This is a genomic window from Enterobacter sp. 5-4, assembly GCF_000612205.1.
GTDB classification, from domain to species: domain Bacteria; phylum Pseudomonadota; class Gammaproteobacteria; order Enterobacterales; family Enterobacteriaceae; genus Enterobacter; species Enterobacter roggenkampii.
Window position 1 is genome coordinate 96,252 of record NZ_JFHW01000026.1, and the last position, 12,132, is coordinate 108,383.

Here is a 12,132-nt window from a genome sequence, read left to right on the forward strand (position 1 = left end):
TGGGAGAGGGCATCGGTCCGCACGAGACGGCAATTACTTATTCTTAATATCAAAAATATCCGTACCCAGATGGTTGTAGTCAACTTTCTGTAACTTGAAGTTGGTAACGTATACTGGGGGAGCTTTCTTGTTAGAGACAAACGGATAAACATTTTTTATCTGCCCGGCGGTAATCCCCGTCCACTGCGAGAAAAACTGCAGGAAATCATTTGCTGAACGGCGTGCTTTAATGACGCGATGCGTTTTATCGTCACTCGACAGCACCATAAACGGCACCTGGAAGTTCTGCTGGAACTTGTCATCGTGCGCCAGATACTGCACCTCTTTACCGCGCTCTTTAAACGCCAGCCCGTGATCCGAGAAATAGACCATGGAGAAGCTGTCGCCCGTATTGCGCAACTGATCGTACAGCTTGCTCAGCAGGTCGTCGGTTTGCGTCATGGTGTAGAGATAGCAGGAGGTCTCTTTGGACTGCACAAACTCCGCGTACTTTCCGCCTGTCCGATCGCAGGCCTGTGGGTGCGACCCCATGAGGTGCAGGACGATCAGCTGCGGCTGGGTGCGCGGGGTGGCGAAGACCTGCGCCGTCATTTTCAGCAGCGCTTCGTCTTTAGTGTTTTTGTCAGCTTCAAAGTCGCCATTTTTCAGGAACTGCACTTCGTCAGCCCGCTTGGCGATGCTGGCAATCGCCGTATCGTATTCGCCAATTTGCCCCTGATTAGAGAACCACCACGTCTGAAAACCCGCGCGGTTTGCCAGGGTGACGAAATTATCCTGATACTGCGGTTTGCCATCCACCACCCGGTTAAGGGTCAGACCGAGTGATTTCTGCGTCGAGCCGCTGGCCGCGACATAATCGGTAAACAGGGTGCCTTTGACCGAACTCGCAAACGGGGTGTTATCCCAGTGGCCGCCAAACGCGCCCATTGCATCGCGACGCGCGCTTTCACCAATCACCACTACATAGGTGTGATATTTCGGCTTCACGGCCAGCACGTTCCAGGTATCTTTCATATTGGAAAGCTCAGCCATGCGGGCCTGTTCGTCGAGAACCTCTTTATTGTTAACAACGACGTCTTTTACGAAGCGGAAAACCGGGTAGCCGATATTGGTGAGCCTGAGCTTACCGTCCCAGGGAATGTTCTGGATGGGGGCGACAAACGCCACGGCAACGCTGAACACCAGACAGAGTATGTCGATCTTACCCCAGGATTTTTTCTCGCCCGGCTGACGACGAATGGCGATAACGCCCAATGCGAAGATAAAGAGCCCGACCACGTAGCTGTACCACGGGAAGATCGTCAGGATCTCCGTCGACTCTTCCATATTGGTCGAGTGCAGCGCCAGAAGGGTATTAAAGTTTGGTGAGCCGTACGCCTGACCAAACGGGAAATAGAGCGCAGCAACCAGTGAACAGATGCCGATTAACGCTTTTTGCGCGCGCGGGGCGGCGCGCCATAGCACATGCAGAATGCAGGTGAAGGCCACCGCGTAGAGCAGACTAAAGGGATAACCCAGCGCAAAGTTAATCAGTAATGACTGCAAAAAGTAAAAACCCGTCCACGGGCTTAAGGCCCGGCTGCGGGTCACAACGGTATCTATCAGGGTTACATTCATAGGTCACTATCATGGATGAAAACGCCATGTGCTCACCCTGGCGTCAAGGGTCATAACCTGCCTGACAGTGCGTGGAGAGGGAATGAGGGTCCGCTTCAGCGAGCCGCAAATTGTGCAGGGCTGCAAGAAGATAGTGCGAGCGCTAAATAATATCAACAGTTGCTAAGCAGATGTTTTGCGAAGGGGATTGCAAATCCGTAAAAAAGATCGGGAATAAGGCGGCTGGGAGCCAGTTTAGAGCGAGATTGTGACGGGAAAATGAAGCGGCGTACCGCAACGCCGCTTAGTGGGAAGGTTTATCATCCTGATGCGGTTTGCCGTTAAACATATCGCACAGCATGTTCAGCAGCATTAAGCGCACTTTAAAGGGGGAGTGGGTAAACACGGTCATGCACCTCTTGAATTCGTTCATAAGACCTCCTGATTTTTGATCCCTTCGATCCGTGAAGGGTGACTGCATTACATACAGATATAGCACAGGCTATATTGTATAGCTATGGCTATTTCGTTAATTTTTTGTGCTTGTGGAGGGATGGTTTACAATGTGCGCTCTCGATACCGGGCGCTGGAAGCGTCACCCCACTGAGGAAGTACAATGAACCGTCGCGCAGGTAAGCCAACCATTAAAAAAACGACGCAACTGGTGAATGTTGAAGAGCATGTCGAAGGTTTTCGCCAGGTCCGTGAAGCGCACCGGCGTGAACTGATTGATGATTATGTTGAACTCATTTCCGATCTGATTCGTGAGGTCGGGGAAGCGCGTCAGGTCGATATGGCCGCCAGGCTGGGGGTATCGCAGCCAACTGTCGCAAAAATGTTAAAACGTCTCGCCTCCGTGGGCCTAATTGAAATGATCCCCTGGCGCGGGGTCTTTCTGACGCCGGAAGGGGAGAAACTCGCGCAGGAGAGCCGCGAGCGCCACCAGCTTGTCGAGAATTTTTTACTGGTGCTGGGCGTCAGCCCGGAGATTGCCCGCCGGGATGCGGAAGGCATGGAACACCACGTCAGCGAAGAGACGCTGGTGAAGTTTCGCGAATTTACCCTTAAATATGGTCCCTCCGCTGAATGAAAATCCCTGGACTGCAGGCCCTGGCACGCGATCGTTTCTTCCATCTCTTATTACTCATTGGCGCAGGGTTAAGCCTCTTTGTGCCGTTTGCGCCGCAGGCCTGGCCCGCTGCCATTGACTGGCGCACCATCATTACCCTGAGCGGCCTGATGATGCTCACCAAAGGGGTTGAGCTGAGCGGCTATTTTGACGTTCTGGGCCGTAAAATGGTGCGCCGCTTTGCCACCGAGCGCAGGTTGACCCTGTTTATGGTGTTTTCCGCCGCGGTGCTGTCGACGTTTCTGACCAACGACGTGGCGCTGTTTATCATCGTGCCCCTCACCCTCACGCTGCGTAAGCTTTGCGAGATCCCGGTAAGCCGGCTGATCATCTTCGAAGCGCTCGCCGTTAATGCCGGTTCTCTGTTAACGCCCATCGGTAACCCGCAAAATATCCTCCTCTGGGGCCGTTCCGGGCTATCGTTCGCCGCTTTTACCTGGCAGATGGCGCCGCTGGCGCTGGTGATGATGCTGTCGCTGCTGGCGGTCTGCTGGTTTGCCTTTCCGGATAAAAAACTGCAATACCACAGCGGCACCACGGGCCCGCAGTGGCAGCCGCGTCTGGTCTGGAGCTGCCTCGGGTTATATATCGTCTTTCTGTTCGCGCTGGAGCTGAAGTATGAGGTGGCGGGCGTGTTGCTTGTCGCCGCGGGCTTTGTCGTCCTCGCGCGACGCGTGCTGGTCAGCGTGGACTGGACGCTGCTGCTGGTCTTTATGGTGATGTTTATTGATGTGCATCTGCTTATTCAGCTTCCGGTGCTGCAAAACGTGCTCCACAGCGTCAGCACGCTGTCTCAGCCGGGACTGTGGCTGACGGCGATTGGCCTGTCGCAGTTTATCAGCAACGTGCCTTCCACCATTCTGCTGCTCAACTATGTTCCGCCGGACACGCTGCTGGCCTGGGCGGTGAATATCGGCGGGTTTGGGCTGCTGCCCGGCTCGCTGGCCAACCTGATTGCCCTGCGCATGGCCAACGATCGCCGCATCTGGTGGCGCTTCCATCTCTGGTCAATCCCGATGCTGGTTTGGGCCGCGGCGATCGGTTTCGGAATATTCCTTCTCATATAGTGCGCAATTTGTCAGTTTTTCCTGGCAAACGTATAGCAACGTCCTAGCTTTAGTGAACGGCATAGTGTGATGCCGCTCACTGACAGGACCGTTGCTGAACTATGGCTGAAGATCAAACTCCACCTGCTGACGAGCAGGACAAAAATAATAATGAGCGTAAGCGCCCGGGCAAAAAACCGTTAATTATCCTCGGCATTGTCGTGGTGGTGATGGTCGTCGTGGCGCTGGTCTGGTGGTTTTTAACCCGTAACGAAGAGACGACCGACGACGCCTTTACCGACGGCGACGTGGTGACGATTGCCCCGAAAACGGCAGGCTACGTCACCGAGCTGCGGGTGCGCGATAACCAGCGCGTGAAAAAAGGCGATCTGCTGGTGGTCATCGATCCGCGGGATACCACCGCGCAGCGCGATCAGGCCCAGGCCCAGCTTGGGCTGGCTATCGCGCAGCTGCACCAGGCCCAGGCGCAGCTCGCACTCTCCAAAGTGCAGTATCCCGCCCAGCGTGACGAAGCCAAAGCGCAGGTGCTGAAAGCGCAGGCCGATCTGGCGAACGCGCAGGCGGAGTATCGCCGCCAGCGCGGCGTCGATCCGCGGGCGACCACCCAGCAAAGTATTGATTCTGCGAATGCGCAACTGCGCAGCGCCCAGGCGGGTCTGGCCAGCGCTCAGGCGCAGCTGGAAGTGGCAGAGCAGGTCCAGCTGCAAATCCGCCAGCAGGAAACCAACGTTGAAGCGCGCGAGCGTCAGGTCGAACAGGCCAAAGCGCAGCTGGAAACGGCCAATCTGAACCTCTCTTACACCGAAGTTCGCGCCCCGTTCGACGGGTTTGTCACCAAACGCAACGTGCAGCCCGGTACGCTGGTGCAGGCGGGAACGGCGCTGTTCTCGCTGGTTTCGCCGAACGTGTGGGTGGTGGCGAATTTCAAAGAGTCCCAGCTTGAGCGCATGAAGCCCGGCGATAAGGTCACCGTGTCGGTCGACGCGTGGCCGGATATGGCGCTTGAGGGCCACGTTGACAGTATCCAGCAGGGCAGCGGCTCGCGCTTCTCCGCCTTCCCGGCTGAAAATGCCACCGGTAACTTTGTCAAAATTGTGCAGCGCGTGCCGGTGAAAATCGTGATTGATAAGGGGCTCGATCCGAACAAACCGCTGCCGCTGGGGCTGTCGGTCGCGCCGAAGGTGACGGTGGAATGACGGATCACAGCCACGACAGCTGGAAGCCCGCCAGCAATCCGTGGGCGGTGGCGATTGTCGTCACCCTGGCGGTGTTTATGGAGATCCTCGACACCACCATCGTCAACGTGGCGCTGCCCCACGTGGCGGGTTCACTCTCGTCCAGCTATGACGAATCCACCTGGGTATTAACCAGCTACCTGGTCGCGAACGGCATCGTGCTGCCCATCTCGGCGTTTCTGAGCCGGGTATTTGGCCGCAAGCAGTTCTTCCTGATCTGCATCGTCATGTTTACCGTCTGCTCGTTCCTCTGCGGCATCGCCACCGAGCTGTGGCAGATCATCCTGTTCCGCGTGATGCAGGGCTTTTTTGGCGGCGGGCTGCAGCCCACGCAGCAGTCGGTACTGCTCGACTACTTTAAGCCGGAGGACAGGGGCAAAGCGTTCGGCCTTTCCTCCATCGCGATTATCGTTGCACCGGTCCTCGGCCCGACGCTGGGGGGCTGGATCACCGACAACTACTCCTGGCGCTGGGTGTTCTTTATCAATATCCCGGTGGGGATTGTTACGGTGCTGGCGATCTACCAGCTGCTGGAAGATCCGCCGTGGGAGAGCAAATCTAAAGAGAAGCTGACCATCGACTGGACGGGGATCGGCCTGATCGCCTTAGGGCTTGGCTGCCTGCAGGTGATGCTTGACCGGGGAGAAGATGAGGACTGGTTCTACTCGAACTTTATCCGTACCTTCGCGGTGTTAACGCTAATCGGCATTATCGGTGCCATTTACTGGCTGGTGTATGCCAAAAAACCGGTGGTGGATCTGCACTGCATGAAGGACCGCAACTTTGCCATCTCCAGCCTGCTGATGGCGGGGATGGCGATGATTTTGTACGGCAGCTCGGTGGTGATCCCCCAGCTGGCGCAGCAGGATTTAGGCTATACCGCCACCTGGTCCGGGCTGGTGCTGTCGCCCGGGGCGGTGCTGATTGTATTAACGATCCCGCTGGTGCTAAAGCTGATGCCGGTGGTGCAGACGCGCTGGATTATTGCCTTTGGCTTTACCTGCCTGGCGGTGTCGTTCTTCTGGTCGCGCACGCTGACCCCGGATATCGACTTTGAAACCCTGGTGCTGTTCCGCAGCGCCCAGTCGCTGGGGCTGGGGTTCCTGTTTGTGCCCCTGACCACCATTGCCTTTATTTCGATTCCAAGACGGCTGAATGCCGACGCGGCGGCGCTGTTCACTATGTTCCGTAACGTCGCGGGCTCGGTCGGGATCTCGCTGTCGACGGCGGCCATCACCGAACGGTCTCAGGCGCATAGCGCGCACCTTGCGTACCACGCCTCGCCGTTTAACGAACAGTTTCAGCAGGCAATACGCGAAAGCGCCCAGGCGATCCAGAACTTCACGACCCAGGTGGGCGATCCCACCGGGATTGCCACCGGACGCCTGTACCAGACCATGATCGAGCAGTCGCGCTTTTTGGCCTACATCGACGTCTTCACCCTTCTGAGCGCCGTGGCCTTGCTATTGATTCCGTTTTGTTTGTTGCTCTCGCCGGTTAAGAGCGAGGGGAGTGCAGGAGCACATTGATGATACACAGACGTTTACACCCCCTGATGATAATGATGCTGCTGGCAGGCTGCGCCGTCGGGCCGGACTATCAGCCGCCCGCGCCGCCTGCCGTCACGCACTGGAACGATAAGGGCGACAGCGGGGTAAAATCGCAGACGACCTCCGCCGCGACCAACCCGCGCTGGTGGAAGACCTTCGGCTCGCCGCAGCTCGACAGCCTGGTGGAACGCGCCATCGCCGGGAACCTGACGCTGCAGCAGACGGTGCTGCGCATCGCCGGCGCGCGCGAGCAGATTAACCAGGCGGGCGGGGCGTTTTACCCGTCGGTGAACGGCAATCTGCAGGCGACGCGCCAGCAGCTCGGGCTGGAAGGGGAGCTGAAATCCCACGGGGTGTATGACCAGCTGGATAATGTCGATCCTGAGCTGCGGGGCGCGTTAGGACCGCTGACGCAGCCGATCAACCTCTATCAGGGCAGCTTCGACGCCCAGTGGGAAATCGACCTCTGGGGCAAGGTGCGCCGACAGGTGGAAGCCGCCGAGGCGCAGCAGAAAGCCGCTATCGAGCAGCGTAACGACGCGCTGGTGTCGCTGGAGGCGGAAGTGGCGCGCGCGTGGCTCCAGCTGCGCGGGGCGCAGAGTATTATCGCCACGCTGAACACCCAGATTAAAAGCGCGCAGCAAACGCTGGATCTGACCGAGAGCCGCCAGCGCGGCGGGCTGTCGCCGCAGATGGACGTGGAAAATGCGCGGGCACAGCTGGGTAACCTGGAGGCGCAGCTGCCGCAGTACCAGGCGCAAGCGCGGCAGGCGATGAATGGCCTGGCGATCCTCCTTGGCAAGCCGCCGGGGGCGCTGGATGCGGAGTTACAAAGCGTGCAGCCGATGCCCGCATTGCCGGATATCGTGCAAACCGGCATTCCGTCTACGCTCGCGCGACGCCGTCCGGACGTGCGCGAAGCGGAGGCGAATCTTCATGCCGCCACGGCGCAGATTGGCGTCTCGGTGGCCCAGCTGTTCCCGAGTTTTACCCTCTCCGGGCAGTTTGGCCTGCGCAACAGTGAAACCAACTGGCTGACCGACTGGAGCAGCCACTTCTACAGCTTTGGCCCGCAGGTCTCCATCCCCATCTTCCAGGGCGGTCGACTGGTTTCCAGCGTGAAGGTGGCGCGGGCGCAGCAGGGAGCCGCGGTGCTGGACTATCGTCAAACGGTGCTGACTGCGCTCGGCGATGTCGAAAATGCGCTGGTGAGCTATCGCACCGACCAGCAGCGTGAAGCGGGCCTGGCGAAAACCATTGATGCCCTGCAAAACGCCTTTGACCTGGCGAGCGACAGCTATCGGCAGGGGATCGCCAGCTTTATCGACGTGCTGGACGCCCAGCGACAGCTGGCGCAGGCCGAGCAGCAGCGCGCGCAGGCGCAGGTGCAAAGCGCACTCGATCTGGTGGCGCTCTACAAGGCGCTCGGCGGCGGCTGGGAGCCGTATCAGCAGGTGCAATTACCGGACTACAGCGTCTTTGGCGACGCCCCGCGCGGATAAATTTTCAGAGGATTGGGCAAGAAACGGACAGGAACGCCACATTCGCGATGGTTGAGGGGCGGGTATAACTAACAGACACCCAATCGACATGCGAGGAAAGCGTTATGCGTTATCAAAAACTGGGCAATACCGGACTGTTCGTTTCTGAACTCTGCCTCGGCACCATGACCTTCGGCGGTGAAGGCGGCATGTGGGGCAAGATTGGTCAGCTCCAGCAAAGCGAAGCAGAACAGCTGGTGGGCCGCGCGCTGGATGCCGGGATCAACTTTATCGACACCGCGGACGTTTACTCGGAAGGGCGTTCGGAGGCGATCGTCGGCCAGGCGCTGAAAAACCTGAAAATTCCGCGCGAGAACGTGGTAGTCGCCACTAAAGTATTTGGCGAAACGGGAACGGCAGGAGTGAACTCGCGCGGCAGCTCGCGCTATCACATCATCAGCAGCGTGAAGGAGAGCCTGCGCCGCCTGCAGCTCGATCATATCGATCTCTATCAGCTGCACGGCTTCGACCCGGCCACGCCGATTGAAGAGACGCTGTATGCGCTGGATAACCTGGTGCAGCACGGCCACGTGCGCTATATCGGCGTCTCGAACTGGGCGGCGTGGCAGATTGCCAAAGCGCTGGGTATTTCCGAGCGCCTCGGGCTGGCGCGCTTCGCTTCCCTCCAGGCGTATTACACCATCGCCGGACGCGATCTTGAGCGCGAGCTGGTGCCGATGATGCAGAGCGAAGGCGTCGGGCTGATGGTCTGGAGCCCGCTGGCGGGCGGCCTGTTGAGCGGAAAATATGGCCGCGACGGGCAGAGCGAAGCCGGTAGCCGCCGTCTGGAGTTTGACTTCCCGCCGGTGAACAAAGAGCGCGCCTTTGACTGCGTGGACGTGATGCGCGTGATTGCCGAAAGCAAGGGCGTCTCCGTCGCGCAAATCGCGCTGGCGTGGCTGCTGCATCAGAAAGCCGTCACCAGCGTCATCATTGGCGCGAAGCGCGTTGAGCAGTTGGACGACAACATTGCCGCCACCGGGATCCGCTTAAGCGAAGACGAGCTCAAACAGCTGGATGCGGTGAGCGCGCTGCCGCGCGAGTATCCCGGCTGGATGCTGGAGCGGCAGGGAGAGTATCGCCGTAATCAGCTCGCGCAACAGTAACTCTCCGCATCAGGTAATTTTTAAATTTGTTTGCCCATCGGTACAGAAATCGGCGAAAGCGGCTTATTTCACTGAGCACGCTTTTGCCGATTCAACGATGGGCTGTGGCGGGAATCAGCAACCGTCTTTGCAGGTTGCCGCTGGGTTTTGCTCAAGGATTCTTACCAGCAGGGCTCGGGGTTCTCTCACGACATCTGTTCCAACTGACAGTACTTTGCCGTCCCGCTCTGCTGAATACTTCGCGACAACATCACCGAATGCATTTCGCTGCAGGGCGACCTCTTGTCCTGCTTTGACCCTGTCGCCGGGTTTAACGAAAACTTCCGCAAACCCACCCGTGGTTGCTCGTATTGAACTGATCGCATTACCAATATACGTTTTATTGCTGCTGGCGCTTGCGCCGATTTTGCCTTCAATCACCTTGTAATGAATCAGTACATTGAGGGCACCCTCTACACCCCTGGCAATCATATCCTGCTGGTAAATCCTGGGCTCTCCCGTCTCGGCCGTTATCGCCGGGATACCATTTTGAATAAAGGTGGTTTCCATTGAGCCGGCTTCGCCGGGATCTTTCTTAATTTGATCGGCCGGAAAAAGTTCTGCAATCGTCCGGGCATCCGCATTGCGGTAGTCGGCATAAATGAACAGCGGATAAGCCGTTCCGGTAGACTGGGTGTGATAGTCAATCGCCAGGTCGACATTTCCTTTGTAAACCTTATTCCACATCATCCATGCCTGACGCTCGGCAGGGTTACCCGTTTCTTTTCCTGGATGCACGCGGTTGTAGTCGATCGTCTCACCCCCATCGGTTGAAACGGACCATGTCCGGGAGATCCTTTCAAGTCCAGAACGGTTTGGACCTATAATGCCAATAACGCTGCCGTTCATTTTTGCGGGGTCCAGTTGTTCCATCACTTTTTGTACGATGCGCACTCCGTTTAGCTCATCGCCATGGACGCCCGCCTGCAGAAGGACTTTCTTCCCGTCCGTTTTGCCTTTTGCCACCATGATGGGGACATACCAGCGCTGTCCTGTTCCTGTCTCAACCCCCTCGAACATGAAGCGATGTTGTCCTGCTGTCAGGTCTGATACATCCAGAGTCGAGATAACCGGCACTCCCTGCACCTTATCACCCGTATACACCGTTGCCGCGTGAGTCATTGAGCATGGCAACGCTAAGCTGAGAGCGAATGCGATACGGCTAGTAGATATCTTCATGAGCGTCATTTTCCATTTGATAGGGTTGAGATTTTTATTTTTCGGCCTGGGCCGTGGTTCGTGCTCATTAAGTTAATAGTGATTTTATGAGGCCAGCCAGCGGCACGATCGGGAAATGTGATTTTGCATAGGCTAACGCACCGGCCTCAATAACAGGGTTTGCGCGATTCATTTTTCCTGCCCGGCGTCTTCTTTCTAACCTACCTCACAAAAAACGATCCTCCGCTTTGATCGACATGCCATCTTCGCCTATATGACTAGTCATGAAATTTTAAATGACTAGTCATATAGGGAGGAAACATGAGCAATCAGCTGCCGGCCAACTTTTTATGGGGCAACTCGGTATCGAGCATGCAGACGGAAGGGGCCTGGAACGAGGGCGGGAAGGGGATGTCGGTGTACGACATTCGCGAAGCTGGGGAGAACATCTCCGACTGGAAAGTCGCGACCGACTCCTACCATCGCTACCGGGAAGATTTCGACCTGATGCAGGATCTGGGCATGAACTGCTACCGCTTCCAGATCTCCTGGAGCCGCGTCTGTCCGCAGGGTGACGGCGCGTTCAACGACGAGGGCATCGCGTTTTACGACCGCTTTATTGAAGATCTCATCGCCCGCGGTATTGAGCCGATGATCTGCCTCTACCACTTCGATATGCCGCTGGCGCTGGCGCAGGAGTACAACGGCTTCAATGACCGCCGCGTAATGGACGCCTTTATCCGCTACGGTAAAAAGATGATCGACTGCTTTGGCGACCGCGTGAAGTACTGGCTGACCTTCAACGAGCAGAACATCTTCCATATGCCGGAAGCGTTTCGTATTTCCGGCTACATGAAAGGCGATCAAACCCTGCGCGAGCTGTACGAGCTGCAGCATCACACCATGGTGGCGCACATGGCGCTGACCGAGTATCTGCACCAGACGAAACCGGGCCAGCTGATGGGCGGCATGCTGGCGCACCAGCTGGTTTATCCGGCCACCTGCAAACCGCGCGATATCTTCTGCGCCCAGCAGTATGACGAGTTCCTTAACCAGAACCTGCTGCGCGTCTTTGCCGGGCAGGGCTACAGCCCGGCGGTGATGGCGGTGGTGGAGCAGGAAGGCTTTGGTGATATCTACCGTGCCGAAGATTTAGCGCTACTGGCGCGCACCAGAAACGACTATATGGCCTTCAGCTACTACGCCAGCAAAACGCTGGACAGCGATGCGATTCCGGAAGGCACGCCGGTCAACTATTACCTGCTGCACGGCGAGAAAAATAACCCCTACCTGAAAGCCACCGAGTGGAACTGGCAGATCGACCCGCTCGGTTTTCGCACCATCATTACCCGCTACGCCAACGACTGGCGCATGCCGGTGTTCCCGATTGAAAACGGGATTGGCGTGATTGAGTCCTGGGATGGCGTCAACCCCATCGAGGATACCTACCGCATCGACTACCACCGGGCGCACATCGAGGCGATGAAAGCGGCGATATTCGAGGATGGGGCAGAGGTCATGGGCTACCTCGGCTGGGGGTTAATCGACATTCTCAGCTCCCAGGGCGACATGCGTAAGCGCTATGGCGTGGTCTACGTCAACCGGGAAAACCACGACCTGAAAGACCTCAGGCGCGTGCCGAAGAAGAGCTACGCGTGGTTAAAACAGGTTATCCATACCAACGGACGCGAGATGTAAGCCGTACGCTGCC

10 protein-coding genes are annotated in these 12,132 nt (G+C 57.5%); 7 read left to right on the plus strand and 3 right to left on the minus strand.

Annotated features, from left to right (window positions below; translation table 11 throughout):
- Window positions 1-33: 33 nt before the first annotated feature.
- Both AA74_RS0117230 and mntS read right to left on the minus strand, forming a co-directional pair.
- Window positions 34-1,617: a phosphoethanolamine transferase gene (locus AA74_RS0117230; RefSeq protein WP_023343631.1), complete on the minus strand. Its 1,584-nt coding sequence runs from the start codon at window positions 1,615-1,617 to the stop codon at window positions 34-36.
- Between the two features lie 283 nt (window positions 1,618-1,900).
- Window positions 1,901-2,029 carry a manganase accumulation protein MntS gene (mntS, locus tag AA74_RS01000000122280; protein WP_008501175.1) on the minus strand — a complete coding sequence of 43 codons (129 nt, stop codon included), beginning with the start codon at window positions 2,027-2,029 and terminating at the stop codon, window positions 1,901-1,903.
- Window positions 2,030-2,212: 183 nt separating this feature from the next.
- Between mntS and mntR the strand changes: the two genes are divergently transcribed.
- The 6 genes from mntR (at window position 2,213) to AA74_RS0117265 (ending at window position 9,224) form a co-directional block, all read left to right on the plus strand.
- A complete protein-coding gene (mntR, locus tag AA74_RS0117240; protein WP_008501176.1) occupies window positions 2,213-2,686 on the plus strand; it encodes a manganese-binding transcriptional regulator MntR in 474 nt (157 codons plus the stop codon).
- Entirely contained in the window at window positions 2,683-3,792 is a 1,110-nt protein-coding gene (locus AA74_RS0117245; protein ID WP_025912875.1) for an anion transporter, read from the plus strand. Before mntR ends, AA74_RS0117245 begins: the two co-directional genes overlap by 4 nt.
- 101 nt (window positions 3,793-3,893) lie before the next feature.
- Entirely contained in the window at window positions 3,894-4,988 is a 1,095-nt protein-coding gene (locus tag AA74_RS0117250; RefSeq protein ID WP_008501178.1) for an HlyD family secretion protein, read from the plus strand.
- Window positions 4,985-6,556, plus strand: a complete 1,572-nt coding sequence (locus AA74_RS0117255) for a DHA2 family efflux MFS transporter permease subunit (protein WP_008501179.1) — start codon at window positions 4,985-4,987, stop codon at window positions 6,554-6,556. Before AA74_RS0117250 ends, AA74_RS0117255 begins: the two co-directional genes overlap by 4 nt.
- A complete protein-coding gene (locus AA74_RS0117260; RefSeq protein ID WP_023292941.1) occupies window positions 6,556-8,079 on the plus strand; it encodes an efflux transporter outer membrane subunit in 1,524 nt (507 codons plus the stop codon). Before AA74_RS0117255 ends, AA74_RS0117260 begins: the two co-directional genes overlap by 1 nt.
- 104 nt (window positions 8,080-8,183) lie before the next feature.
- Complete coding sequence (locus tag AA74_RS0117265; protein ID WP_025912876.1) at window positions 8,184-9,224, plus strand: aldo/keto reductase; 1,041 nt, start codon at window positions 8,184-8,186, stop codon at window positions 9,222-9,224.
- A 114-nt stretch (window positions 9,225-9,338) separates the two neighbouring features.
- On the opposite strand, the gene AA74_RS0117270 is transcribed toward AA74_RS0117265, so the two are convergent.
- The gene (locus AA74_RS0117270) at window positions 9,339-10,442 is read right to left on the minus strand and encodes a succinylglutamate desuccinylase/aspartoacylase family protein (RefSeq protein ID WP_025912877.1); all 1,104 of its coding nucleotides are present in this window, start codon (window positions 10,440-10,442) and stop codon (window positions 9,339-9,341) included.
- A gap of 300 nt (window positions 10,443-10,742) precedes the next feature.
- Here AA74_RS0117270 and AA74_RS0117275 point away from each other — a divergent pair, with 300 nt between their 5' ends.
- Window positions 10,743-12,119, plus strand: a complete 1,377-nt coding sequence (locus tag AA74_RS0117275; protein ID WP_025912878.1) for a glycoside hydrolase family 1 protein — start codon at window positions 10,743-10,745, stop codon at window positions 12,117-12,119.
- The last annotated feature ends 13 nt before the right edge of the window (window positions 12,120-12,132 follow it).

Excerpts from the sequence above, each read along its gene's own strand:
- AA74_RS0117230 (WP_023343631.1), bottom strand. The coding sequence starts at position 1,617 with ATGAATGTAACCCTGATAGATACCGTTGTGACCCGCAGCCGGGCCTTA.
- mntS (WP_008501175.1), bottom strand. The coding sequence starts at position 2,029 with ATGAACGAATTCAAGAGGTGCATGACCGTGTTTACCCACTCCCCCTTT.
- mntR (WP_008501176.1), top strand. The coding sequence starts at position 2,213 with ATGAACCGTCGCGCAGGTAAGCCAACCATTAAAAAAACGACGCAACTG.
- AA74_RS0117245 (WP_025912875.1), top strand. The coding sequence starts at position 2,683 with ATGAAAATCCCTGGACTGCAGGCCCTGGCACGCGATCGTTTCTTCCAT.
- AA74_RS0117250 (WP_008501178.1), top strand. The coding sequence starts at position 3,894 with ATGGCTGAAGATCAAACTCCACCTGCTGACGAGCAGGACAAAAATAAT.
- AA74_RS0117255 (WP_008501179.1), top strand. The coding sequence starts at position 4,985 with ATGACGGATCACAGCCACGACAGCTGGAAGCCCGCCAGCAATCCGTGG.
- AA74_RS0117260 (WP_023292941.1), top strand. The coding sequence starts at position 6,556 with ATGATACACAGACGTTTACACCCCCTGATGATAATGATGCTGCTGGCA.
- AA74_RS0117265 (WP_025912876.1), top strand. The coding sequence starts at position 8,184 with ATGCGTTATCAAAAACTGGGCAATACCGGACTGTTCGTTTCTGAACTC.
- AA74_RS0117270 (WP_025912877.1), bottom strand. The coding sequence starts at position 10,442 with ATGAAGATATCTACTAGCCGTATCGCATTCGCTCTCAGCTTAGCGTTG.
- AA74_RS0117275 (WP_025912878.1), top strand. The coding sequence starts at position 10,743 with ATGAGCAATCAGCTGCCGGCCAACTTTTTATGGGGCAACTCGGTATCG.